We start from the raw sequence: 25727 nt of genomic DNA on the forward strand, positions 1-25727 counted from the left end.
CTCAAAAATGCAATCCACAAGCTGTGGATAACTTTTGTGGACAAGCAGTTTAATATTTATCAGTCCAGTACTCTGAGTTTGTGGTACACTAGATATATGAAAGTAAAAGTGATTAGTGTTGGAAAACTAAAAGAAAAATATTTGAAAGATGGCTTGGCTGAGTACAGTAAACGAATTTCTCGCTTTGCCCAGCTAGAACTAATTGAGTTAGCTGATGAAAAGACACCGGATAAGGCAAGTTCAGCAGAAAATCAGGCTATTCTGAAAAAAGAAGCAGACCGGATTCTTCCTAAAATTGGAGAACGGGATTTTGTTGTTGTCTTAGCTATCGAAGGAAAACAATTTCCCTCAGAGGATTTTAGTAAACAGTTGGCCAGTGCTGCCTTGCAAGGCTACTCTACCATTAGTTTTGTGATTGGAGGTAGCCTTGGTTTGGATCCTTCTGTAAAAAGCAGAGCGAATTTGTTGCTGAGCTTTGGAAAACTGACCCTGCCCCATCAGTTGATGAAACTTGTTTTGGTGGAGCAGATTTATCGAGCATTTATGATTCAACAAGGAAGTCCTTACCATAAGTAAGGTTTCACGTGAAACAAGGAAGAGTTTAGAAAATGAAAAAAACATATCGAGTCTATGAAGGATTGCGGATTGCCCTGAGTTTGACCTTTATGAGTGGCTATCTGAATACCTTTACTTACTTGACCCAAGAAGGGCGATTTGCTGGTGTGCAATCAGGAAATGTTATCTACTTAGCCTATCATCTGGCCTTAGGAAATCTCTACCAGGCCTTTAGTTTTTTGGTACCCATTATTTTTTTCTGTCTGGGACAATGGTTTACTTATCTGATGAAGAGGGCTTTCATAGAACGTAAGTGGCCTTGGCATTTTTCATCTAGCCTGGTCATAACAGGTTTGCTATTATTAGATTGTTTGTTGACACATCTCTTTCCCCCACTTTTTACGATTGCCATCCTTGCTTTTGCAGCTTCTATTCAGGTTGAAAGTTTTCGACACCTAAGAGGACATCCCTATGCCAATGTTATGATGACTGGAAATGTAAAAAATGCTTCTTACCTTTGGTTTAAAGGAGTTATGGAAAAGAATACAACTAATCTGAAACAGGGCTTGGCTATTTTTTATACAATTCTTTCTTTTATTTGTGGCGTCATGGTATCGACCCAGCTTTCTACTCGTTTTAATGAAGCGGCCCTTTATTTTCTCTTAGTACCTGCCCTCTTTATCAACTATCAATTATGGATGGAAAAACGAAAAGAGCCTTCAAAATGAAGACTCTTTTTTTGATTCCAGCAGGATTCGAACCTGCGACCGTTCGCTTAGAAGGCGAATGCTCTATCCAGCTGAGCTATGGAACCGACAACTCTTTCATTGTACATCAAAGAACTTTGGATGTCAAGTTGAGAAAAATGAAAAAAAGTGTTGACAAAGAATTTTGAATAGATTATACTAGATATTGTTCTGATTATGGTCCGTTGGTCAAGGGGTTAAGACACCGCCTTTTCACGGCGGTAACACGGGTTCGAATCCCGTACGGACTGTATCATCCGCCATAGCTCAGTCGGTAGAGCGCATGACTGTTAATCATGATGTCACAGGTTCGAGCCCTGTTGGCGGAGTAGTGCACCGTGAGGTGCTTTTTCTTTTTCAGCAGTGGAGATTGAAAAGAGGTCGAATCATTCGACCTCTTTTTTTGTTGAAACATGGGGATGAGAAGACTAGGTCTGAGGCTTTAAAAGTTCCTGTTTCCTTGTTCTTCTCCGCCATTCATAGAGAATAAACACAAGCAGTCCCAGAATAGAGAGTCCTAGTCCCAGGAAAAATCCTTGAGGTATGAAGGTCAGTTGGAGTTTGCCTTGGCCAGCAGGGACATCTATTTTCATAAAGCCACCTTGTGCTTTTTTGATTGTGACAGGTTGACCATCCAGTGTAGCAGACCAACCCTTATCATAAGGCAGGGTCAAGAGGACGGATGCCTCTTCTTGACTCGTATAGGAGATATCTACCTGATTACCTGAAACTGTTGTTGTAATGTCCTTTTCTTGTAAAACTTGGACAGCTTCAAGAAAGTTCTGGGTATGTAGTTGGAAAAATTGAGGTTGGTCATAAGAAACCTGGCTATTTTGAGGGAAGGAGAGGGTGACTGTGATTTCTTGCTCTTCTTGGAAATAGCCTACGTTAAAGAAGGAGAAGCTATTGTCAATCCCATACTGCAGACTGGTGCTAGCAACAGAAATTTGGATGGATTCTGAGTTGCTGTTGGTAAAGGTTAGGTGTGGCAAATTGAGATAGACTTGGCTATTCGCAGGCACATGGAGTGTATAGGTAGCTGAAGCCATTTCTTGTCCATCAACTTGATTGACAGTCACACGATTTTCTAATACCTCTGTATTGCTAGAAGCTAGGATAGAGACAGGATAGAAGTAACGGAGATCAAGTCCAGTCAGCTGATTAAGGAAGTTGGTTTGGTTATCCAAGGTCATTTTGGTCAAATCAAAATCAGTGTAAACACCCTCTGTAAGAATGGCAAGTCCTTGTGCATATTGATTTTCATAGAGGCTAATGGTGTCCGTACTTTTTTCGAAAAGAAAGCCAAACTTCTCAGGATTTGTTTCATCTAAATTGTAACGAATACCAAAGAGACTGTCTGCAATGATGGTATTATTTTGGTAACGGAGGTTCAGATTGGTTCCATCTGAACGGAAGCCCAATTTGTCCAGAACAGAGCTGGAGGATCGGTTTCGTATAGAAGAAAACTGCGAAATCCCGTTATAGTTGAATTTCATGCTATCATTACCAGTTTGTGGCGACAGTCTTTCCATTCGATAGAATTCTTCTTGCTCTTCTTTTGTATAGTTGACAAGATTGTCAATGTCTGTCAACTGCTCTTCATAATTGGAACGGCTCGGAAAATGCCATTCATTGGCTAGTCCAGTCACTTGATAGTAGGAGTGGAGAGAGATTTCTAAAAGACTAAAGAGTAAGCTAGACAGAGCAAATAGCTGGAAAGAAAGTTTTCGATGGACCAAGACCCAGAAAAGGACTGCATAGGCGAAAAGAAATTCAAGGGTGTAAAGGAAGTTGACAGTCTCTAAAAATGCATAGTGTTCTCTGAATAAATAGGTTGCTCCGATACCTGCTAATAAGAAGCCAAAAATAGCATAGACAGCTGATTTCGAAATATCAGAAGCCCTGTTTAAGGCCGCAGCTGCAGTAAAGATTAGTAAGAGAGAAAAGAGCCAAGCATAGCGATGAAGAAACATATTTGGCGCGTGCATTCCCTGCCATAGTAAGTCTAAGAATTGCAAATAGAAACTAGCGATGAGGACAGCAAATACACCTGCATAAGCGAGTTTAACCCGACTTGGGATTGTAGAGATTGTAAAGAAACAAAGGGCTGCAATTACAGGAAAAAGTCCAACAGAGATCATTGGAATGGAGCCAAATTTTGTGGTATCAAAGGCGCCCACTAGATTCTTGGCAATGATGTCAAGATACCAGGAGTTTTCTGTAAACGTTCTTGACAACTCTGTAAATGTCTCGCCGTGTGTTTTTAAATCTAGGTAGGTTGGTAACAACATGATGAGACTAGTTAGGGCAGCTAAGAGTGAGACCAGGGTAAAGTCTAGACAATTTTTCTTCCACTGGCTTGGCTGCCAGCTAACTTGAGCTAGGAACCATAAGCAGAGAAAGAGTGCCATCATATAGCCAAAGTAGTAGTTTTGAACAAAAAGGCAGGTGAGGGCAAGATAGTAGAGCTTTCTTCCCTTTCCTTGAATCAACCAGTGCAAGCCCAACAAAATCAATGGTGCCAGAATAAAGACATCCAACCAAACAGAAATTTCTAACTGACTAGTCGCAAAACTCATCAAGGAAAAGCTAGTTGACAGCAGTAGCAAGAGATTGGTCAGAAGGTTTTTAAAACACTGTTTTAGACTAAAGTAGGTTGACAGTCCTATCAAGCCAAACTTGACAATGGTTAACAGGTAGATGGCATCTGGCATAGTCTCCACGTCGAAGAAAAAAACAAGAGGAGAGAGGAAAGAACCTAGATAATACGAGGAGAGGGCATAGAAATTTAGACCGAGTCCACTTGTAAAGGTGTAGAATAAAGAACCATCTCCATGTAGAGCATTCCGAAGGGCCTGATGGAAAATGACATACTGATGGAAGCCATCACTTGCTAAAATTGTCGTATCACTTCCCCACCAGATTCCCTTGCTTGCTAAAATAGCTACCATAATAGTTGCAGGTAGGAAAAATGAAAGGAAATAAGGAAAGAAGGTTGGGTATTTTTTAAAAAATTTTTTCATAGTTTATAAGAAAAGGCGAGCTGACTCGCCTTGGTTCTATCTTATTTAGGCCTTCCACAATTCCTGTACCTTTGCTTGTACTTCTGCATTTTCTAGGAATTCATCATAGGTTTCATCAATACGGTCGATGACGCCATTTTTTGAAATAACGATGATGTGGTTAGCAAGTGTTTGGATAAATTCGTGGTCATGGCTAGCAAAGATGATAGACTCTTTGAAGGCTTTCAAACCATCGTTCAGACTGGAAATGGATTCCAAGTCCAAGTGATTGGTTGGATCATCTAAGACCAAGACATTTGACTTGAGGAGCATGAGTTTTGATAACATCACGCGCACCTTTTCTCCCCCTGACAAGACGTTGACAGGTTTGTTAACCTCATCGCCAGAGAAGAGCATACGGCCCAAGAAACCGCGCAAGAAGGTATTGTCATCTTCTTCCTTGCTGGCAAAATTACGAAGCCAATCAAGGATGGATTCATTGCTATCGAAGTCACGAGTGTTGTCTTTTGGTAAGTAGGACTGACTAGTAGTGACACCCCACTTGACAGTTCCTTCGTATTCGATATCTCCCATAAGAGCACGAATGAGGGCAGTTGTTTGGATGTCGTTTTGACCAATGAGAGCAGTCTTATCACCTGGACGTAGGATAAAGTTGATATTGTCTAAGATTGTTTCGCCATCAATGACAACTTTCAAGTTTTCAACTGTTAAGAGGTCGTTACCGATCTCACGTTCTGCCTTGAAGTTGATAAATGGATACTTACGGCTTGAAGGAATGATTTCTTCCAACTCAATCTTATCCAACATCTTTTTACGAGAGGTAGCTTGTTTGGATTTTGAAGCATTGGCAGAGAAACGGGCAACGAATTCTTGCAATTCTTTGATTTTTTCTTCTGCTTTTGCGTTACGGTCTGCTTGCAGACGGGCAGCCAATTCACTTGATTGTTTCCAGAAGTCGTAGTTACCAACGAAAATCTTGATTTTTCCAAAGTCAAGGTCGGCCATGTGGGTACATACTTTGTTGAGGAAGTGGCGGTCGTGGGATACGACAATAACGGTATTTTCGAAATCAATCAAGAAATCTTCGAGCCAGTTGATGGATTGAATGTCTAGACCGTTGGTTGGCTCGTCCAAAAGAAGAACATCTGGTTTACCAAAAAGTGCCTTAGCCAAGAGGACCTTAACCTTCTCACCGTTGGTTAATTCGCTCATGTTTTGGTAGTGGAGGTCTTCTGAAATGTTGAGGTTTTGGAGTAATTGTGAAGCTTCACTTTCAGCTTCCCAACCACCAAGTTCAGCAAACTCACCTTCTAATTCAGCGGCACGAACACCATCTTCATCAGAAAAATCTTCCTTCATGTAAATGGCATCTTTCTCTTTCATGATGCTGTAAAGTTGCTCATTTCCCATGATAACGACGTCAATTACGCGCTCATCTTCATAGTCAAAGTGGTTCTGACGCAATACAGATAGGCGTTCATCTGGACCGAGTGAGATATGGCCTGTTGATGGTTCAATGTCGCCTGCAAGAATTTTCAAGAAAGTTGATTTACCAGCGCCATTGGCACCAATCAAGCCGTAGGTGTTTCCAGCTGTAAACTTAATGTTGACATCGTCAAATAATTTGCGGTCGCTAAAGCGGAGCGACACGTCTGATACTGTAAGCATAGTTTCTCCTATATTCTATCTATTGGATTCATTTTACTAGAAAGTGGGTGAATTTTCAATGAATTACATTGGAATTAAAATGTCTTGATCGTAGTTTTTTTGTAAGCTAAAGCCACGGCCACGAACTTGGCTGGCAGGCATGACCACCATAAAGGCAGTTTGATCAATGTTTAAAACTGCTGTTTCAATCTTCTGAAATTCATGGATGGAAATAGTGGTCATCAGCATGCGTTTTTCCTTACCTGTAAACCCACCGACAACAGGGAGTTCGGTCACCCCGCGATCTGCTGTTTCGGTAATGTATTTTTTAATTTCAGGAAAGTTTTCTGAAATAATCATGATGTTTCGAGAAGATTCTGTACCTGACATCATACGGTTGATAACATAGGTAATGGTCATTAGTGCCAAAATCGAGTACATGACGGTATCTGGATCAAAGGCAATAAAACCAAGTCCGACAACAATTCCATCGCTGATTGACATAGCGAGACTGAGCGGAAGAGGTGTATATTTGTGGAGCAATTGGATGACAATCCCTGTTCCTCCTGTGGAAGAATTCCCAAGGAAGACCAATCCGAGTCCAAATCCGATAATGATGCCTCCGAAAATAGCTGCGAGAAAGATATTGTCTGTCAAGGTTGGTAAACCAGCTGTCAACTTGATACAAAATGGATAAACCAAGGAACCGTAAACGGTTTTTATGAAAACAGATTTTCCTAAAAAGACCCAACAAAGTATCAAGAGGGGAATGTTGCAGTACAGGACAAAGTCAGAAGGGTTCCAGCCCAAGAGTTTGTTGAGGGCAATAGCCAAACCTCCAACACCACCGGATACGATATTATTTCCTAAAAATAGACTATTGAACCCAATAGCCATGATAATGGAACCAGCTGTCACAAGTGCAAAGTCTTTTAGTTTTTGTTGCATAGGTCGCAATACCTCACCTTTTTTTCTTATAAACTCAATCTCTATTATCGCTGATTCAGACAGTCTCGTCAAGGCTTGGAAGTATTGACTTTCTAATTTTTAAGCGGTATAATTGTATTCAATCAGAAGAGTAGGTAATCTTCCATTTTTAGAGAGCTTGTGGTCGCTGCAAACAGGTAATGGTGATTAGTGAATGGACTGATTTTGTAATGAATTCGAACCAATAAGGATTCGGCTAGCAGGCCTTATGTGCATAGAGATGGGAGTATGTTCTCCTAAGTAAGGTGGTACCGTGTCCTTGACGCCCTTGCACAGTTTCTGTGCGGGGCTTTTTTTATGAAAATTATCAGATGAGGTGAAGGAATGACCAAACCAATTATTTTGACGGGAGACCGTCCAACAGGCAAATTACATATTGGACATTATGTTGGTTCGTTGAAAAATCGTGTTTTATTACAGGATGCAGGTCAACATGAACTTTTTGTCTTTTTAGCAGACCAACAAGCGTTGACAGATCATGCAAAGGAACCGCAAAAGATTGTTGAATCCGTTGGAAACGTAGCACTAGATTATCTAGCGGCAGGACTTGATCCAGCTAAGACAACGATTTTCATCCAGAGTCAAATTCCTGAATTGGCAGAGTTGACCATGTACTACATGAACTTGGTATCTGTTGCACGTCTAGAACGCAATCCAACGGTTAAGACGGAGATTGCTCAGAAGGGATTTGGCGAAGGAATTCCAGCTGGTTTCTTGGTCTATCCTGTATCACAAGCGGCGGACATTACAGCCTTTAAGGCAAATTTTGTCCCTGTTGGAAATGACCAGAAACCGATGATTGAGCAGACCCGTGAAATCGTTCGTAGCTTTAACCATGCTTATCAGACGGATATTTTGGTGGAGCCAGAGGGTATCTATCCTGAAAATGAAGCAGCTGGTCGCTTGCCAGGTTTGGACGGCAATGCTAAGATGTCTAAGTCACTTGGAAATGGGATTTACTTGGCAGATGACATGGATACACTCAAAAAGAAAGTCATGTCCATGTACACAGATCCTAACCACATTCGTGTAGAAGACCCAGGTAAGATTGAAGGAAATATGGTTTTCCACTATCTTGATGTTTTCGGACGCGAAGAAGATAAAGCTGAGATTGAGGCTATGAAGGAGCATTACCAGCGTGGTGGCTTGGGCGATGTGAAAACTAAACGCTATCTTCTTGATATTTTAGAACGGGAACTGGGACCAATCCGTGAACGCCGCTTGGAGTTTGCACAGGATATGGGACAGGTCTATGCCATGCTAGAAGAAGGCAGTCGCAAGGCCCGTCAAGTCGCAGCTACTACCCTTGATCAAGTCAAAGGGGCTATGGGAATCAACTATTTCAAATAGATTAACAATCAAAGAGCAATGTTGAAAAAACGTTGCTTTTTTCATGTTTTTTAAAAGTAAGTAAAAACCAAACGTTCGATTTTCTAAAAGAAAGTAGGAATGAATTTTCTGAATTTTTATCTAAGAAGAGATTAAAGCGAATAATCATTGACAAATGATTTCAAAATGTTATCATAAATAAAATAAAAAACAATCACTAATAGAGAAAAGAGGAAGAAAATGTCAAACTGGGACACTAAATTTTTGAAAAAAGGCTTTACCTTCGACGATGTATTACTTATTCCGGCTGAAAGTCATGTATTGCCACATGATATTGATTTGAAAACGCAGTTAGCACCAAATTTGACCCTTAATCTTCCGATTATTTCTGCTGCCATGGATACAGTAACAGATAGCAAAATGGCTATCGCTATGGCGCGTGCAGGTGGTTTGGGCGTCATCCATAAGAATATGTCTATCGCGGAGCAGGCAGATGAGGTGCGTAAGGTAAAACGTTCTGAAAATGGAGTTATTATCGATCCATTCTTCTTAACCCCAGAACACACCATTGCTGAAGCTGAGAAATTGATGGCTACTTATCGTATTTCCGGTGTGCCAATCGTTGAAACATTGGAAAATCGTAAATTGGTTGGTATCATTACCAACCGTGATATGCGTTTCATTTCCGACTATTCACAGCCAATTTCTACCAACATGACAAGTGATGAATTGGTAACAGCACCAGTTGGAACAGACTTGGCGACAGCTGAGGCTATTCTTCACAAGCATCGTATTGAAAAATTGCCATTGGTTGATGAAAATGGTCGTTTGTCAGGCTTGATTACTATCAAAGATATTGAGAAAGTGATTGAGTTCCCAAATGCTGCAAAGGATGAATTTGGTCGTCTTTTGGTTGCGGGTGCTGTTGGTGTCACATCTGATACTTTTGAACGTGCAGAAGCCCTTTTTGAAGCGGGTGCAGACGCGATTGTAATCGATACAGCTCACGGTCACTCAGCTGGCGTTCTTCGTAAGATCAAAGAAATCCGTGACCACTTCCCAACTCGTACCTTGATTGCCGGCAACATTGCCACAGCTGAAGGAGCTCGTGCTCTTTATGAAGCTGGTGTTGATGTTGTCAAGGTCGGTATTGGCCCAGGTTCAATCTGTACAACACGTGTCATCGCAGGTGTCGGTGTACCACAAGTGACAGCTATCTATGATGCAGCTGGTGTTGCGCGTGAATATGGAAAAACCATTATTGCTGACGGTGGTATCAAGTATTCGGGAGATATTGTCAAGGCACTTGCTGCGGGTGGTCATGCCGTTATGCTTGGTTCTATGTTTGCTGGTACAGATGAAGCACCAGGTGAGACAGAAATCTTCCAAGGTCGTAAGTTCAAGACATATCGTGGTATGGGCTCTATCGCAGCCATGAAACAAGGTTCAAAAGACCGTTATTTCCAAGCCTCTGTCAATGAAGCTAATAAGCTTGTTCCAGAAGGAATTGAAGGACGTGTAGCCTATAAAGGTTCTGTTGCAGATATGATTTTCCAAATGGTTGGTGGACTTCGCTCAGGTATGGGCTATGTAGGTGCTGGTAACTTGACTGAATTGCATGAAAATGCACAATTCATCGAAATGTCAGGTGCTGGTTTGAAAGAAAGCCATCCACACGATGTTCAAATCACAAACGAAGCTCCAAACTATTCAGTTCAGTAATGATACAATAAAAAAAGACCCTGGTTGACAGGGTCTTTTACACTTTTGTAAACAAAATTTACAAAAGTGTAAAGAGTTATTCTTGTGTATCAGAGATGTTTCCAGCCTGAATATGAAAGATTTTTAAACTTTCTGGGAGATTGACTAGATGGTCTAGTGAGGTAGTTGTGATAAAGGTTTGAATGGTATCAGAAATGGTTTCGAGCAATTTCAACTGGCGCTCATTGTCCAACTCACTCATCACGTCGTCCAATAGTAAGATAGGGTACTCTCTGGTGATTTCTTTCATTAGTTCAATCTCTGCTAATTTAAGAGAGAGGACGAGACTGCGGTGTTGACCTTGACTGCCATAGTGGGCATTCATATCGTTGATGAAAAAGGCAATATCATCCCGATGAGGCCCCACACCTGTATTTTTTTTGAAAAGGTCCCTTTTACGACAATTTGACAATTCTGTCAAAAAAGTGTCAATCAAATTGTCAGTGTCTGTAAAGTTAAAGCTAGCCTGGTATTGAATGGTCAATTGTTCAATATGGTTGGAAAGTTCATAAACCTTTTGACTACCAAACTCTTCTAATTTCTTTAGAAATTCGAGTCGATGGAGAATGACACGACTGCCATATTCTGCAAGCTGTTGATCTAAGACGGAAAGAAAGTTCTCATCAACTTTTTCTGTTGATTTTAGATAGGCGTTCCGTTGCTTGAGCGTATGGTTGTAGTTGGTCAAGTCAGATAGATAGATAGGTTTGATTTGGCCCAGTTCTACATCCATAAATTTTCTTCGAAGGGCTGGAGCTCCTTTAATTAGCTGTAAATCTTCTGGTGCAAACAAGACAACGTTCATATGGCCGATGTAATCGGAAAGTTTAGATTGTTTGAGATGATTGACTTTAGTGATGCGGCCCTTCTCTGTCAAATGAATGTCTAGAGGGATGGTTCCACTAGTGCGTTCTAAGACTCCTTGTAAACTGAGGGTGGACTGATTGAATTGAAGGAGATCCTTGTCTGTTCTTGTCCGGTGACTGCGTGTGAGTGCTAGAAAATAGATTGCTTCTAGGATATTGGTCTTACCTTGGGCATTTTGCCCCAAAAAGACATTTAGCCCCTGATGGAAATCAATGGTCAGTTGTTCATAGTTGCGAAAATGCTGCAGTTGTAGAGATTTTAGCCACATATTAGGTACCTGGGAAGCGGACAGGTCTTCTGTCAGTTTGTTCTGAGGTATGTTTAGTTTGCCTTGGAGCCCTTGCTTGTTTTTTTCCAACCTTTTCCTGCTTTTGCAATTTGTTTTGCTTGTTCATTTCCTTTACAATCGCTGCTACGCGCGCTTTTTCAGCAAGATCATTCTCATGTTCTTGTATTTCTTCTGGACTTGGAGCCACCAAGGTGATTGTTTTAGCCTGTTCTGGTAGTTCTACAAGGTCTCCGACTCTTAATTTTTTACCACGACGGTTTTCTTCCTGGCCATTGACCAAGACTTGTTTTTCAGCCAAGAAGGATTTGATAGCTCCTCCAGAGTGCAACAAGCCTATTGTTTTTAATAAAGATTGTAGGGTGATGTAGTCATCAAAAAGTTTGTATTCCATATATTCTCTTACCTCGTTTCAGAATATTATACCATAAAATGGTATAATGGAGGGCAAGCAAAAGAAAGAGAGTAAAGATGAAAATTCAAGAAGGTGTTTATCTTCATTTTATCGAAAGTAAACAGTTTACAACTAATACAATCAAGGTTCGCTTTACAGCACCTTTACAGTCTTCTAGTATTGCGGATAGGGTATTAGTAGCCAATATGTTGGAACAGGCTAACCAAGATTTTCCAAATCCCCTGCAACTAAGAAGGCAGTTGGCAAAATTATACGGAAGTCAGCTTCAAACTCAGGTATCTAAGATGGGAAATAACCATCTCGTTGATCTCAATTTGACCTATGTTCAGTCAGACTTTTTACCAGACAAATGTGATGTCACAGAGGAACTATTGGAGCTGCTTCGTGCCAGTCTTTTTAGACCCTTGAAGAAGAGGAAGGAATTTGATTCTCATCTCTTTGAGATTGAAAAGAAGAACCTCTTATCTTTTCTATTGTCGGAAGAGGAAGATAGTTTTTATCTGGCTGATCGAGGAATTCGAGATCTTTTTTATACAGAGGAAGAAATCAAATTACCGTCTTACGCAACTCCTGACTTGGTAGCAGTGACCAGTTCCCAGTCGACTTATCAGGCCTATCGCAATATGCTTCGATCCGATCGCATTGACTTTTTCTTTACAGGTCAGTTTGATCGTCAACGTATGATTGATTTTGTGGAAGCGATGGATTTTGGCTACCGAAATCCAAAACTTTCCCCGACCTTTAGACAAGAACGATCTGTTATTATTAAGGAGCGGGTGGAACGTAAGGAAGTCAATCAATCAATTTTAGAATTGGCTTACCCTTTACAGGTGGTTTACAGAGATGACCAGTACCCGGTCCTACTTGTTTTCAATGGTTTGTTTGGTGGCATGTCTCATAGCAAGCTATTTATGGATATTCGTGAGAAAAAAGGGCTAGCTTATAGCATTGACAGTTCTCTGTCAATCTTTACAGGTTTATTGAAAGTTACAGCAGGAATCGATCGTTCCAATCGTTTGCCCGTGATGAAGGCAGTCCACCAATCTTTACTCGCCATTAAAAAGGGGAAGATTGGGGAAGAAGAGCTTAGTATGACGAAAAAATTATTGATTGCAGCAGCCAAGCTTGGTCGTGATAGTCAAGATCATGAAATGGAACTCTTGTATCGAAAGGAACTCTTTCAGCTGGAATCGGTTGATTTGAAGGACTGGATTGCTTCCATAGAGGCTGTGACGATTGAGGATATTGTCAACTTGGCGCAACCAATTCGTTTACAAGCCATTTACTTTTTAGAAGGGGTAGATTCATGAAAACCAAACAAATTACTCTATCCTTTACACAGGAGAAAATAAGTAGTTTCGAACTTGACAACGGATTGACAGTCTGGTTATTGCCTAAAAAGGGAATACAGGAATCCTACGGGATTCTGACCTGTCAGTTTGGTTCGGTTGACAAACTTGTCAAGGAAAATGGAAAAGTTATTCCTAAAGGGATGGCCCATTTTTTGGAGCATAGTCTATTTGACATGCCAGATAAGAGAGACATGGTGAAGGAGTTTGCCCTCTTCAGTAGCCAAGTGAATGCCTTTACCAGTCAGACACAGACCAGCTATTTTTATTCTACAACGGGTGAGACCAAGGAATCTCTTGCCCTTTTATTGCAACTGGTATTGACACCAGGTTTTACACAAGAGACAGTTGAAAGGGAGCTGGCAGTCATCGAGCAGGAAATTGAGATGTATCTGGATGATCCTGATCATCGATTGCATCTTGGTATCGTAGCAAGCCTGTTTCCTGAAAGTCCTTTAGCAGTCGATATTGCGGGAACCGTTGACTCCATTCAAGAAATCGATGTGCAAACTTTACAAGAAGTTTACAGTTATTTTTACCAGCCTAACAAGATGAACTTGGTTTGCATCGGAGATATGGATGTCAATGATATTGAAACATTTTTAAGAACTTATGAGATGCCTGCTCAGTCTTCCCTAGCCAATGGTTGTCAACTTCATCATTTTGAAACAAAAGACCCAGTCGCGCATAGTCATATAGAGTTGGATGTGGCGACACCGAAGTTGGCTTTTGGTATGCGAAGTTTGGCGCCACAATCTATTCAAGAGTTACCGACCTATCGACTGGGCCTGCGTCTCTTTTTGGCTCTTCTTATTGGGTGGACGTCAGAGCGCTACCAAGCTTGGTACCGTGAGAGGAAAATCGATTCTTCTTTTCAATTCTATGTTGATGTCCATCCTTCTTATCACTATTTGGTGATCAGTGGGGATACGGCGGAGCCGATTTCTCTGGCTTCTGCGATTCGTAAAACTTTGTTTTCGTTTGAAAAAAGTGCGGATTTCAGCCAAGAGCATCTAGAATTAATCAAGAGAGAGTGGTTGGGACAATTTTTGCAGTCGGTGAACTCGGTTGAATTTCTCGGAACCTATCTGTCTGAACAGTCCCCTTTTTCAGTGGATTCCATTGATTTTCCAAGGATTTTAGCAGAAATTGATTTGGAAATGGTCAGGAAAATTGGTAGGGACTTTCTTAAAGAGGCTAGCCTTGCAGATTTCACGATTTTTCCAAAAAGTTAGGTACCAATCATCGAATTTTTTGGGGATTTTTGTTACAATATTGTATTGAAACTAGAGAATGTGCGAGGTTACTATGAGGCAAAAAAGTATCGGTGAAGTATTGCGTTCTGCTCGGGAAAGTCGTGACTGGTCTTTGGCGGAAGTTCAACGAATGACAAAAATTCACTCCAATTATTTGCAGGCTTTAGAATACAATGATTTTGATTATCTGCCGGACGAAGAGACGACGATTTCTGTCTTGCGCTCTTATGCAGATGTTTTGGACTTGGATGCAGATGTCTTGGTAGATGCTTTTGAACACCAAAGTCTTGTCCAGTATTTCGAGGCTGGTGAAGAAGTGGATATTGAACACAAATGGCGGAGACGTCAGAAAACTAAGCGAAAAGGCAAGTCCTTTTTACCGCTGGTTTATCTGCTTTTGTCTGCTTTGATGATTTTGATTTTTGTGACGTATGTCGTCTATCAACGTTATCAGATGCAATTGTTGGTGAATCAACAGACTTCCTCTTCATATGTGGTGTCATCTTCAAGCTCCTCAACAGCATCAAGTTCTCCTTCGAACAGTTCCAGTTCAACCAGTGCGACATCTAGTTCGACTACAACTAGTTCAACGACAAGTTTGACCAGTTCAGGAGGTGGCCAAGTCCTCTATGTGACAGTACCTCATCAAGAAACAGCGGTAACAGTCACACTATCCGTTACAGATGCAACTAGCTGGGTTAGTCTTTCCAATTCAGATATCGCTGGTGGGGTGACGTTGAGTCCAGAGAATCCCAAGGTAGAAGCAACTATTTACCAAGGAAGCACAGCAGCAGAACTTATTTTAGGTGTTGTGGACGGTGTTGAGGTGACAATTGCAGGTCAGAAGGTTGACACCTCCTCATTGAATGACACAGCTGCTAGTCTGGTTTTGACCCTAGAATAAAGGAATTTACATGAAAAAAGAAAATATTCCCAATGCCCTTACCTTAGGTCGCATTGCAATTATCCCAATTTTTATTATTAGTCTTACCCTGTGGCAGTCAGGAGCTGGGATGGCCTTTGCTGCCCTTCTCTTTGCTTTGGCAAGTGCGACAGATTATCTAGATGGCTACCTGGCACGGAAATGGCAGGTTGTAACGAATTTCGGTAAGTTTGCTGATCCGATGGCGGATAAGATTTTAGTGATGACTGCCTTTATCATGTTGGTGGAACTATCCCTAGCTCCAGCCTGGGTGGTTGCGATTATCATCTGCCGTGAGTTGGCAGTGACAGGTCTGCGTCTGCTTTTAGTGGAAAATGGTGGGACGGTTTTGGCAGCAGCTATGCCTGGTAAAATTAAGACATTTTCGCAAATGTTTGCGATTATTTTCCTCCTCTTGCAGTGGCAGTTATTGGGACAAATCACTCTGTATGTAGCCCTCTTCTTTACCTTGTATTCGGGTTATGACTATTTCAAAGGAGCGTCTTTCTTATTTAAGGACACGTTTAAGTAATGACAGAAATAATTCAAGTAAAAGATTTATCCTACAAATATGAAGAAGATGCCCCATTTTGGACATTGGATAAGGTCTCGTTTCACGTGAAACAAGGGGAATGGTTGTCGATTATTGGTCACAATGGATCAGGGAAATCAACGACGGTACGCTTGATTGATGGGCTTTTGGAAGCCAATCAAGGTGAAATCTATATTTCAGGCGATTTATTGACCCCAGACAATGTTTGGGAAAAGCGTCGGCAGATTGGAATGGTCTTTCAAAATCCTGACAACCAATTTGTAGGGGCAACTGTTGAGGATGATGTTGCTTTTGGTTTGGAAAACCAAGGTATTCCCCTCGAAGAAATGCGCGAAAGAGTTCAAGAAGCCCTGGAATTGGTTGGGATGTCTGAATTTAAAACCAAGGAACCTGCTAGGCTATCCGGTGGTCAAAAACAACGGGTCGCCATTGCTGGAGTTGTTGCCTTGCGTCCAGCTATTATGATTTTGGATGAAGCAACCAGCATGCTGGATCCTGAAGGTCGCCTAGAGCTGATAAAGGTTGTTCAAAGAATTAAAGAAAAGTACAAGATTACGGTACTGTCCATCACGCATGATCTAGATGAGGTTGCCTTGAGTGACCGGGTTATTGTGATGAAAAAAGGGCAAATTGAGTCCATCAGTAGCCCTGGTCAACTATTTTTACGATCTGACCTGAATCAACTTGGATTGGAAGCACCTTTCTCAGTCCAGTTAGCAGAAAAAATGCGGCAGGCAGGCCTTGCTCTACCATCAGGCTATTTTACGGAAGAAGAATTGGAAGAAGAAGTATGGGAATTAATCTCCAAGATGTAAGCTATACCTACCAAGTAGGGACGCCATTTGAAGGTCGTGCCCTATTTGGTGTGGATTTGGAAATCAAAGAGGGTTCCTATACTGCCTTGATTGGGCACACAGGATCAGGAAAATCTACTATTCTACAGCTATTAAATGGCTTGCATGTGCCAACAAGTGGTAGTGTATTGGTAGATGGTGTGGAAATCCTTGCTGGATCAAAAACCAAGGATATTAAGCATATTCGGAAAAAGGTTGGTTTGGTTTTCCAATTTCCAGAAAGTCAAGTCTTTGATGAAACAGTTTTGAAGGATGTAGCATTTGGACCACAGAATTTTGGTATTTCTGAAGAAGAAGCTCAGGCTATTGCAGCAGAAAAACTGGCTTTGGTTGGTATTGGGAAAGAACTGTTTGAGAGAAGTCCCTTTGAATTGTCAGGCGGGCAGATGCGTCGGGTCGCGATTGCAGGAATTTTGGCTATGGAACCGGACTATTTGGTCTTGGATGAACCAACAGCTGGTTTAGATCCCTTGGGAAGACGTGAGTTGATGGCGATTTTCAAACAATTGCATCAAGAAGGGATGACCATTATTTTGGTGACGCATGTGATGGATGATGTCGCTGATTTCGCTGATTATGTCTATGTGATGGACAAGGGGAAATTGGTGGTATCTGGTCAGCCGAAAGAGGTTTTTCAGCAGGTTGAATTCTTGGAGTCTATCAAATTAGGTGTTCCAAAAATTACAAAATTTGCGGCTAATTTAGAACGTCGGGGGTTTGTTTTTGAACAATTGCCGATTACAATAGACGAATTTAGGGAGGTGGTGTCAGGTGGATAAACTCATTTTGGGGCGCTATATTCCAGGCAATTCTCTCCTGCATCGCCTGGATCCTCGTAGTAAACTCTTGGCTATGTTTCTCTTTTTGTTGGTGATTTTTTGGGCCAATAATTTGGTCACCAATCTAGTTTTAATCGGTTTTGTCTTCGGTCTGATTGGTTTGTCTTCCATCAAGTTTTCCTTTTTCTTGAATGGCTTGAAGCCTATGATTGGTATTATCCTCTTTACCACTTTCTTTCAATTGTTCTTTACAGGTGGTGGCAGGATTTACTGGCAATTTTGGATTTTCCAATTGACCGAACACGGCGTGACTCAGGCAGCCATCATCTTTGCACGGTTCGTATTAATTATCATTTTTTCAACACTCTTGACCTTGACAACTACGCCCTTGAGTTTGGCAGATGGCATTGAGTCAGGCTTGGCACCTTTGGCAAGATTCAAGGTACCGGTCCATGAAATTGGCTTGATGCTGTCCATGAGTTTGCGTTTTGTACCGACCTTGATGGATGATACAACACGCATCATGAATGCGCAGCGGGCGCGTGGTGTTGATTTTGGAGAAGGCAATTTGATTCAAAAGGTCAAATCTGTGATTCCGATTTTGATTCCACTATTTGCGTCTAGTTTTAAACGTGCCTACGCTTTAGCAACGGCAATGGAAGCCCGTGGCTACCAAGGAGGAGAGGGAAGAACCAAGTATCGCGTTCTCAAATGGACCTACTTAGATAGTCTCGCTATTTTAGTTATGCTCGGAATCAGTGCGGTCTTATTCATTTTAAAAAGTTAAAAAAGCGCTTTGTAAAGCGTTTTTTTAGTCCAATTCCAATTCAACTGTAACATTTGTTACAAATTCTACATCCAAAGGTAATAAAGGAGGCGTATGATAGGAGCAGTTGAAAGAAAGGAAACTTTTTATGATGAATTTTTCACTAAAATCAAACCTAAAACCCATTCTAACAGGAGCGGTTGCAACCCTATCTTTAGCAACAGCAGGTCTTGTTAGTGCAGAAACCTATACAGTTCAAGCAGGCGATACGCTTTCTAAAATTGCTCTTCAGTACCAAACCAGTGTTGAAGCTTTGGTAGAGGAAAATAAGATCGCGGATAAAAACCTGATCTTCGTTGGTCAAGTGCTAGAAATCGGTGAATCGGAAGCAACCACACAGACAGCTACTACTGAAACAAGTAGTGAAACAACTGTTGCAACGACTACCAGCTATTCTTCTAATTTAAGTGCAGAAGATGCAGCTGCCAAAGAATGGATTGCCCAAAAGGAATCTGGCGGTAGCTATACTGCACAGAACGGAATTTATTATGGTCGCTATCAGTTGACCAATACCTATTTGAATGGTGACTATTCACCAGAAAACCAAGAACGTGTGGCAGATGCTTATGTAGCAAACCGCTACGGTTCTTGGTCTGCAGCCAAGACTTTCTGGTTGGCAAATGGTTGGTATTAAGCTAACCAGAAGTATGTATGAGATATTCTAGGATGAGATAGCTAGGACAGGCAATTGCCTGTCCTAGCTTTTTTGAAGCAAGAAAACTTTACAAATAGGTGGATTTTGCTTATAATGTTGAAAAATTAAGGAAGAAAGTGGCACATGAATTTACAAAAACGGATTTTTCGTCTCAATATGCTGATGTTAGGGATTTCTCTGCTTGCCATGTTAGCCATCAGTGTCTTTGTTGTCAATAACATCTATCTGAATCGGAGTAGTTTATTGTCCACAAGTCAGAAAACAGCGATGAGCCAAACCAGTATTGAAGAGTTTTCGGGGACAGATTATGTCAGTCTGGCGGAGAAATTAGCAAGTGGAGGGGCTCAGCTCTACGTGGAGAGCGATGGTTTTATCTTGTTTTCCAATATCCAGGAAGATGTAGAGGATGTTACAGCTGTTGCAATTAGTGAGACCACTCATTTGACCTACATTGATGAGGAAATTGTAATCAGTAGGCAATTGGAAACACAGGGACAGCTTGTTTCTCTCTATGCAGTGATTGAGGATACGGAGGACCAGCAGGATGCTACGGAATTCCAGACCTTCCTGTTACAAATTGTGTTGATGGGTGGTACTGGCATTGTGGTTATCTTACTTTTGAACCTGATGGTTACAAAACGCATTCTGCAGGCAATTATGAAACCGATGGATGAACTCCACAAGGGGGTTGAGCGGATTCGAAAAGGAAATTACCAGGAAAATCTAGATTATAGCGGTGATCGAGAATTTGAAGAATTGACAGAAGGTTTCAACCAAATGCAGACAAGTTTGTTGGAGGCTCAAGAGAAAAATCGTCTGTACGAACAAAATCGGACCCAGATGGTAGCGGATATTTCTCATGATTTACGGACACCTCTCACATCGATTAAAGGCTATGCCAAGGGAATTTTAGACGGAGTTGCCAACACAGAAGAAAAACGGCAGAATTACCTGACCATTATCTATCAGAAATCATTGGTCATGGAGAAATTGTTGGAAAAATTGTTCGTTTTCTCTCAACTAGAGACCGATAAATTGCCATTTGATACAGTAGAAGTCGATTTATGGGAGTTTTTTGAAGCTTATATCAGTGAGAAGAAGGCAGAATTGGCAGATGAAGCGATTGATTTCCGTCTAGAAGTGGCAGAAGAATTACCAGTAGAAATGGACCCAGTCCAGTTTAGACGGATTTTGGATAATCTGGTAGATAATGCACGAAAATATGCCAATACTAGTCCGCTCTTGTTGACCATTAGAGGCGCTAGAGATGGCAATCAAGTAGTCTGGACATTTGCTGATAACGGCCAAGGAGTATCTAAGGATCAACTAGACAAACTCTTTACAGAATTTTATAGGGTAGATCAGGCCCGTCAACAAGTGGATGGACATGGTTTGGGGCTCTCTATTGTAAACAATATTGTGCATCGTCTAGGTGGCACAATCGTCGTTGAAAATAAGGCTGGCTTGATCTTTACCATTCGTCTGCCTAAGAAAGGATAAGAAATGACACGTATATTGATTGCTGAAGATGATATCGAAATTGCACAGCTTGAGCGAGATTATTTGGAAATGCAAGGCTATCAAGTTGATGTCGTAGCAGATGGTGCTCTAGTCGAAGAGCAGATTCGAACCGAAACTTACAATCTCTTGCTCTTAGATGTTATGCTACCCAATAAAACAGGCTATGATATTTGCCGCGACCTCCGCAACCAAGTAGATTTTCCCATCCTGATGGTAACATCTAAGCAAGAAACTATGGATGTCGTCAGAGGTTTAGGCTTAGGAGCAGATGACTATATCAGCAAACCCTTTGATCCTATGGAGTTGGTTGCGCGTGTGAAAGCTCATTTGACCCGCTACCAACGCCTACAACCTACCAAAGAGGAGAAGGAACTGTGGGTTGGTGATTTGGTGATTTATTTGGAGAGTTGGAAGGTAGAAAAAGCAGGGCAGCCGATCAAGTTGCCCAATAGGGAGTTTGAATTACTTGCCCACCTAGCTCAACATCCCAACCGGGTCTTTTCAAAAGATCAACTGTTTGAGACAATCTGGGGCTATGACTATGTAGGGGATAGTGCAACAGTAACGGTCCATATCAATCGATTGAGGGATAAGCTGGGAGCAGATTTGATTGAAACGGTTTGGGGAGCAGGTTACCGACTCAATGCATAAATTCTTTCGAATTTGTTTAGAAACTGTTTAGAAACTTTACCTAAAGTGTTGAGAATTGTCCTCTATAATAGACTTATCAGCAAAGAGCTGAAGAAAATAGTAAAAAAGAGGAAACACAAATGGAAAACCAAAACGAAAACAAGCAAATTATCGAGCAAGAAGTACAAACGGAAGAAAAAGCATCTCTCCTAACCAGTTTAAAAACAAAAGTAAGTAAGATGAGTAAAAAATCAATCATCTTACTATCAGCAGGAGCTCTGCTCTTAGTAACAGGAGGATTTGTCGTAGCTGAGGTCTATGAAAACCGTTTGGATGCTTTAGAAACTCAAGTTGAGCAGAGTCTAGGTCTATCAGATAACGATGATGACAATCAAGTTACGACAGCCCAGTCAGTTGTTGCAAGCTCTAACACAACAACGGCGAGCAGTACGACAGCAGCTTCTTCAGCGACTGCAACAGTAGTTACAGCTGAGCAAGTTGCAGCAAACTATGGCATTACCCTGGTTGAGAGCTCAGAGTTAGATGGTACTTATACGGCTACGGTCGGAAATGATAGCTATACCCTGACCATCAAAGGAAATCAAGGTAGTTTAGTTGAAGTTGACAATGATGGAGAACAAGATAGCGAATTGGTCGTTCTGGATCTTGAGAAGAAAATCGCCTACATTGATGGCGAAGCAGATACTTACAGCTTGAGTGGCTCAACCTTGACATTGACAGAAGTTGACACCAATGATACTACCTTGGATAAAATCAGCTTTACAAAACAATAAGAAAAGGACCGTAATGGTCCTTTTGTCTTGACAGGATTGTCAACTTTCTCCGAAAATTTCTTGTGCGAGGCGACGCCCCGTTGGTGTTGCTGCAAGTCCACCTTCAGCAGTTTCACGGAAGGCAGTTGGGAGGGCGGAGCCCACTTGGTACATGGCATTGATGACTTCGTCAACGGGGATTTTGGATTCGATACCTGCTAGTGCCATATCGGCAGCTACCATGGCGTAGCTTGCTCCCATTGCATTACGTTTGACACAAGGGACTTCTACCAGACCAGCGACGGGATCGCAAATCAGACCCAGCATATTTTTGATGACAAAGCAGATGGCTTGGCTAGCTTGGTAGGGGGTTCCACCTGCTGCAAGAGTTAACGCTGCGGCAGACATAGCAGAGGCAGATCCGACTTCTGCTTGACAGCCTCCTTCTGCACCTGAGATGGAGGCGTTGTTGGCAATGACCAGCCCAAAGGCTCCTGCTGTAAAGAGGAAGTCAAGTTGTTGGTTTTCGGTCAAGTTTAACTTGTCAATGGCTACTCCAAGAACGGCCGGTAAACAACCAGCTGATCCTGCTGTCGGAGTGGCACAGACTAAGCCCATTTTGGCGTTCAATTCGTTGACAGCCATAGCGTTTCTTGCTGCGGATAGGACGGCGGAATCTGACAGGGTTTTACCAGATTTCATATAGGCATCTAACTTGGCAGCATCGCCTCCTGTTAAACCAGATACGGATTTGCTTTCAGTAAGTCCATCTACGATGGAGGCTTTCATAACTGTCAAGTTTCTTGACATAATTGTCAATATCTCTTCGCGGTTACGACCAGTCAATTCAATTTCAGTAGCGATCATGAGTTCAGCTACATTACCAGAAAAGTTGTCTGCTTGCTGAACTAATTCTTCGATAGTATAAAACATGTCTTTCTCTTTCTAGTTGAAGAAGGTTACATTGTGCAGATGTGGAATTTTTTCAATTTCTGCAATAGAATTTTCACATTGGCGAGCATCCACTTCGATAATCATAATGGCTTTTTCGCCAGCTTTTTCACGTGTCACGTTCATTTGGGCGATATTGATGTCATACTTAGAAAGGACATCGGTCACTTTCGCAATCATACCAGGGACATCTTGGTGAACAATAATAATAGTTGGCGTATTCATATTGAGATTGACAGAAAAACCGTTGAGCTCTGTTACTTGAATGTTTCCCCCACCGATGGAAACGCCTGTGGCTGAGATGGATTTTTTATCGTTTTTTATGATGATTCTGGTGGTATTGGGATGTGGGGTATTGCTGTCCTTGTTGACACGCCAGTAAACCTTAATGCCTCGTTCTCTTGCAATATCAAGAGAGTCAGGAATGCGGGGATCATCCGTATCCATGCCCAGAATACCTGCTACCAAGGCTACATCCGTACCGTGACCACGATAGGTCTTGGCAAAGGAATTGTAGAGTTGAAATTCCACCTCTGTCGGCTCATCGCCGAAAATTGAAGACACAATTTTTCCAATGCGGACCGCACCAGCTGTGTGACTAGAAGACGGTCCAATCATAACCGGTCCAATGATGTCAAAAACCGATTGAAATTTTAAGTTTGTCATAGTAATCCTCACGTTTTTCTTGGTACTATTATATCAAATTTTCCAGTTAGAGAATATGCCTAGATGAATGTGTTTTCTTATGTTAAAATTCTATCGCTTACCCTTTTTGTATGGTATAATACAAGTTGTTCAAAATCGTCAATCGTTTTTGGATAATCAAATTTTGGAATACGACCTTCAAATCGTTATTTCTACGAAAAGATGGGAGAAGATTATGTCAATTGACAATTCTAAAACCCGTGTTGTTGTCGGTATGAGTGGCGGTGTGGATTCATCGGTTACGGCCCTCTTGCTCAAGGAGCAGGGTTACGATGTCATCGGTATCTTCATGAAAAACTGGGACGACACGGACGAAAATGGCTTCTGTACAGCAACAGAAGACTATAAGGACGTGGCTGCAGTGGCAGACCAAATCGGCATTCCTTACTACTCTGTCAACTTTGAAAAAGAGTATTGGGACCGCGTATTTGAGTATTTCTTAGCTGAGTATCGAGCAGGCCGCACCCCCAATCCAGATGTTATGTGTAACAAGGAAATCAAGTTCAAGGCCTTCTTGGATTACGCTATGAACTTGGGGGCGGACTATGTGGCGACGGGCCACTATGCTCAGGTGTCACGCGACGAGGACGGCACCGTTCACATGCTACGTGGGGCAGACAATGGCAAGGACCAGACCTATTTCCTTAGCCAACTCTCACAGGAACAGCTGCAGAAAACCATGTTTCCGCTCGGCCATTTACAAAAGCCTCAGGTAAGGGAAATAGCAGAGCGAGCAGGCTTGGCGACAGCTAAGAAGAAAGATTCGACAGGCATCTGCTTTATCGGTGAAAAGAACTTCAAAGAATTTTTAGGGCAGTATTTGCCAGCCCAGCCCGGCCGGATGATGACGGTTGACGGTCGTGACATGGGAGAACATACAGGCCTTATGTACTATACCATTGGTCAGCGGGGCGGGCTTGGTATCGGAGGACAAATCGGTGGGGACAATGAACCTTGGTTTGTTGTCGGAAAAAACCTGTCAAAAAATATCCTCTATGTCGGTCAAGGCTTCTATCATGAGTCCTTGATGTCAACTTCTTTACAGGCTAGTCAAGTACACTTTACACGTGATATGCCTGAAGAATTCACGTTGGAATGCACGGCTAAGTTTCGCTATCGTCAACCAGACAGTCAAGTAACTGTCAAGGTAAAAGGCGACAAGGCAGAAGTTGTTTTTGCTGAACCGCAACGGGCTATCACCCCAGGACAAGCCGTTGTTTTCTATGACGGTCAAGAGTGTCTGGGCGGTGGCATGATCGATATGGCCTACAAAGATGGGGTTGCTTGTCAGTACATCTAATTGACAGCTATGTAAAGATTGTTTAACTTGACTTGTCAGGACAATTTGATACAATATTTCTAACAAGAACTATGATGGTCAAAGCTCATGGGAATTGTAGGCTTTTTTGTCCTGCAGTTTTCGAGAGTTTTGGCTATTTTTTGTGAGATTAGGAGGAATCATGCCTGTCAGACTGATTGCCCATGTTTTACTGACTGTTGCAGACAGCCACTTGCTGATTCAGCGTTCGCAGATCAAGCGTGGTAAACCCAATGTCTTTCCTCGATATTGGGATATTCCAGGTGGTTGTGTTGAGGAGAATGAATTGCCTCGTGATGCTGCCGTTCGAGAATGCTATGAAGAAACAGGCATTTTGATAGCCAAGGAAAATCTGACAATTATCCATGAAGATAGTCAGTTTGATGAAGAGAAACAGACGGTGTTTACGAGGCTGGTCTATGAAGTAACACTTCCTGAACAGCCCAAAACAATTCTTCTCGATTCAGAAGAGCATACTGATTTTCTATGGTTTACTAGTCGCGATGAAAACAAGAAAAATTTAGTTCCATATCTCGAAGAAATTTTAGAAAAGAGAAGGAAGAATGGATTTTAGGACCAGACTTGACAATCAGGTCTTCGGTGTTCGTGCCACTGCATTGATTATAAAAGATGGGAAAATATTTCTCACCAAGGACGCTAAGGGGCGTTATTATACTATTGGTGGTGCGATTGCAGTCAACGAAACTGCACAAGATGCGGTTGTTCGGGAAGTTAAAGAAGAATTAGGGGTTGACAGCTGTGTCAACCAACTAGCCTTTGTCGTTGAAAATCAGTTTACACATGAAGACATAGATTTTCACAACATCGAGTTTCATTTTATTGTCGATTCTATTGGAGAAATGCCTAAGGAGATGATTGAAGATAACTTGAAACAAGCTTGTGAATGGATTGAACTTGACAAACTTGTCAACCTAAATGTCGTACCAGCCTTTCTGGCTCAAGAATTGCCAAACTGGAATGGACAAGTCAAACACATCATGAATATAAAGGAGAAATAA

At 41.8% G+C, this 25727-nt stretch carries 25 protein-coding genes, 3 tRNA genes and 1 other annotated feature; of the genes, 20 read left to right on the top strand and 8 right to left on the bottom strand.

Going from position 1 to position 25727, the window contains the following annotated elements:
• The first annotated feature begins 96 nt into the window (after positions 1-96).
• Both rlmH and JNG37_RS03705 read left to right on the top strand, forming a co-directional pair.
• Entirely contained in the window at positions 97-576 is a 480-nt protein-coding gene (gene rlmH / locus JNG37_RS03700) for a 23S rRNA (pseudouridine(1915)-N(3))-methyltransferase RlmH (RefSeq protein ID WP_158456130.1), read from the top strand.
• A 32-nt stretch (positions 577-608) separates the two neighbouring features.
• Entirely contained in the window at positions 609-1283 is a 675-nt protein-coding gene (locus JNG37_RS03705; RefSeq protein ID WP_158456132.1) for a YoaK family protein, read from the top strand.
• 12 nt (positions 1284-1295) lie between these two features.
• Here JNG37_RS03705 and JNG37_RS03710 read toward each other — a convergent pair.
• Positions 1296-1369 (bottom strand) — tRNA-Arg (locus JNG37_RS03710).
• A 111-nt stretch (positions 1370-1480) separates the two neighbouring features.
• Between JNG37_RS03710 and JNG37_RS03715 the strand changes: the two genes are divergently transcribed.
• Together JNG37_RS03715 and JNG37_RS03720 are read left to right on the top strand one after the other, a co-directional pair.
• Positions 1481-1552 (top strand) — tRNA-Glu (locus JNG37_RS03715).
• Positions 1553-1557: 5 nt separating this feature from the next.
• Positions 1558-1630: transfer RNA gene (locus JNG37_RS03720), tRNA-Asn, on the top strand.
• Positions 1631-1729: 99 nt separating this feature from the next.
• On the opposite strand, the gene JNG37_RS03725 is transcribed toward JNG37_RS03720, so the two are convergent.
• From JNG37_RS03725 to JNG37_RS03735, 3 genes are all read right to left on the bottom strand, one after another.
• The gene (locus tag JNG37_RS03725) at positions 1730-4324 is read right to left on the bottom strand and encodes a YfhO family protein (RefSeq protein WP_158456134.1); all 2595 of its coding nucleotides are present in this window, start codon (positions 4322-4324) and stop codon (positions 1730-1732) included.
• Between the two features lie 45 nt (positions 4325-4369).
• Positions 4370-5992, bottom strand: coding sequence for an ABC-F family ATP-binding cassette domain-containing protein (locus JNG37_RS03730; RefSeq protein ID WP_158456136.1), 1623 nt, complete (start codon positions 5990-5992; stop codon positions 4370-4372).
• A gap of 63 nt (positions 5993-6055) precedes the next feature.
• Positions 6056-6919, bottom strand: a complete 864-nt coding sequence (locus tag JNG37_RS03735; RefSeq protein WP_158456138.1) for a YitT family protein — start codon at positions 6917-6919, stop codon at positions 6056-6058.
• Positions 6920-7027: 108 nt separating this feature from the next.
• Positions 7028-7231, top strand: a binding site (T-box leader).
• Between the two features lie 51 nt (positions 7232-7282).
• Here JNG37_RS03735 and trpS point away from each other — a divergent pair.
• Complete coding sequence (gene trpS, locus JNG37_RS03740; RefSeq protein WP_158456140.1) at positions 7283-8308, top strand: tryptophan--tRNA ligase; 1026 nt, start codon at positions 7283-7285, stop codon at positions 8306-8308.
• Between the two features lie 219 nt (positions 8309-8527).
• Positions 8528-10009: an IMP dehydrogenase gene (gene guaB, locus JNG37_RS03745; protein ID WP_012028051.1), complete on the top strand. Its 1482-nt coding sequence runs from the start codon at positions 8528-8530 to the stop codon at positions 10007-10009.
• Between the two features lie 76 nt (positions 10010-10085).
• Here guaB and recF read toward each other — a convergent pair whose 3' ends face one another.
• Together recF and yaaA are read right to left on the bottom strand one after the other, a co-directional pair.
• A complete protein-coding gene (gene recF, locus JNG37_RS03750; RefSeq protein WP_158456142.1) occupies positions 10086-11183 on the bottom strand; it encodes a DNA replication/repair protein RecF in 1098 nt (365 codons plus the stop codon).
• A 1-nt stretch (position 11184) separates the two neighbouring features.
• Entirely contained in the window at positions 11185-11595 is a 411-nt protein-coding gene (gene yaaA, locus JNG37_RS03755; RefSeq protein WP_158456144.1) for a S4 domain-containing protein YaaA, read from the bottom strand.
• 77 nt (positions 11596-11672) lie between these two features.
• Between yaaA and yfmF the strand changes: the two genes are divergently transcribed.
• The 11 genes from yfmF to JNG37_RS03810 all read left to right on the top strand — a co-directional run bounded on the left by yfmF (position 11673) and on the right by JNG37_RS03810 (position 21755).
• The gene (gene yfmF, locus JNG37_RS03760; protein WP_158456146.1) at positions 11673-12926 is read left to right on the top strand and encodes an EF-P 5-aminopentanol modification-associated protein YfmF; all 1254 of its coding nucleotides are present in this window, start codon (positions 11673-11675) and stop codon (positions 12924-12926) included.
• Entirely contained in the window at positions 12923-14200 is a 1278-nt protein-coding gene (yfmH, locus tag JNG37_RS03765; protein ID WP_158456148.1) for an EF-P 5-aminopentanol modification-associated protein YfmH, read from the top strand. Before yfmF ends, yfmH begins: the two co-directional genes overlap by 4 nt.
• Before the next feature lie 73 nt (positions 14201-14273).
• The gene (locus JNG37_RS03770; protein WP_158456150.1) at positions 14274-15125 is read left to right on the top strand and encodes a helix-turn-helix domain-containing protein; all 852 of its coding nucleotides are present in this window, start codon (positions 14274-14276) and stop codon (positions 15123-15125) included.
• Between the two features lie 10 nt (positions 15126-15135).
• A complete protein-coding gene (pgsA, locus tag JNG37_RS03775) occupies positions 15136-15675 on the top strand; it encodes a CDP-diacylglycerol--glycerol-3-phosphate 3-phosphatidyltransferase (protein ID WP_158456152.1) in 540 nt (179 codons plus the stop codon).
• Positions 15675-16511, top strand: coding sequence for an energy-coupling factor ABC transporter ATP-binding protein (locus JNG37_RS03780; protein ID WP_158456154.1), 837 nt, complete (start codon positions 15675-15677; stop codon positions 16509-16511). Before pgsA ends, JNG37_RS03780 begins: the two co-directional genes overlap by 1 nt.
• Positions 16487-17329 carry an energy-coupling factor transporter ATPase gene (locus JNG37_RS03785; protein WP_158456156.1) on the top strand — a complete coding sequence of 281 codons (843 nt, stop codon included), beginning with the start codon at positions 16487-16489 and terminating at the stop codon, positions 17327-17329. Before JNG37_RS03780 ends, JNG37_RS03785 begins: the two co-directional genes overlap by 25 nt.
• Positions 17322-18116, top strand: coding sequence for an energy-coupling factor transporter transmembrane component T family protein (locus JNG37_RS03790; protein ID WP_158456158.1), 795 nt, complete (start codon positions 17322-17324; stop codon positions 18114-18116). Before JNG37_RS03785 ends, JNG37_RS03790 begins: the two co-directional genes overlap by 8 nt.
• Before the next feature lie 130 nt (positions 18117-18246).
• Entirely contained in the window at positions 18247-18789 is a 543-nt protein-coding gene (locus JNG37_RS03795; RefSeq protein WP_158456538.1) for an aggregation-promoting factor, read from the top strand.
• Positions 18790-18933: 144 nt separating this feature from the next.
• Positions 18934-20310: a sensor histidine kinase gene (locus JNG37_RS03800; protein WP_158456160.1), complete on the top strand. Its 1377-nt coding sequence runs from the start codon at positions 18934-18936 to the stop codon at positions 20308-20310.
• 3 nt (positions 20311-20313) lie between these two features.
• Complete coding sequence (locus JNG37_RS03805) at positions 20314-20982, top strand: response regulator transcription factor (protein ID WP_158456162.1); 669 nt, start codon at positions 20314-20316, stop codon at positions 20980-20982.
• 119 nt (positions 20983-21101) lie between these two features.
• Positions 21102-21755, top strand: a complete 654-nt coding sequence (locus JNG37_RS03810) for a hypothetical protein (RefSeq protein ID WP_158456164.1) — start codon at positions 21102-21104, stop codon at positions 21753-21755.
• A gap of 39 nt (positions 21756-21794) precedes the next feature.
• On the opposite strand, the gene sdaAA is transcribed toward JNG37_RS03810, so the two are convergent.
• Positions 21795-22667 carry an L-serine ammonia-lyase, iron-sulfur-dependent, subunit alpha gene (sdaAA, locus tag JNG37_RS03815; RefSeq protein WP_158456166.1) on the bottom strand — a complete coding sequence of 291 codons (873 nt, stop codon included), beginning with the start codon at positions 22665-22667 and terminating at the stop codon, positions 21795-21797.
• 12 nt (positions 22668-22679) lie between these two features.
• The gene (sdaAB, locus tag JNG37_RS03820; RefSeq protein ID WP_002938202.1) at positions 22680-23351 is read right to left on the bottom strand and encodes an L-serine ammonia-lyase, iron-sulfur-dependent subunit beta; all 672 of its coding nucleotides are present in this window, start codon (positions 23349-23351) and stop codon (positions 22680-22682) included.
• A 214-nt stretch (positions 23352-23565) separates the two neighbouring features.
• Here sdaAB and mnmA point away from each other — a divergent pair, with 214 nt between their 5' ends.
• From mnmA to JNG37_RS03835, 3 genes are all read left to right on the top strand, one after another.
• Positions 23566-24690 (top strand): tRNA 2-thiouridine(34) synthase MnmA, encoded by a 1125-nt coding sequence (gene mnmA / locus JNG37_RS03825; protein WP_158456168.1) that lies wholly within the window; start codon positions 23566-23568, stop codon positions 24688-24690.
• A gap of 160 nt (positions 24691-24850) precedes the next feature.
• Complete coding sequence (locus tag JNG37_RS03830; RefSeq protein ID WP_158456170.1) at positions 24851-25282, top strand: NUDIX hydrolase; 432 nt, start codon at positions 24851-24853, stop codon at positions 25280-25282.
• Entirely contained in the window at positions 25272-25727 is a 456-nt protein-coding gene (locus JNG37_RS03835; RefSeq protein WP_158456172.1) for an NUDIX hydrolase, read from the top strand. The genes JNG37_RS03830 and JNG37_RS03835 overlap by 11 nt, the downstream gene beginning before the upstream one ends.

This window comes from Streptococcus suis (assembly GCF_016775005.1).
Taxonomy (GTDB): domain Bacteria; phylum Bacillota; class Bacilli; order Lactobacillales; family Streptococcaceae; genus Streptococcus; species Streptococcus suivaginalis.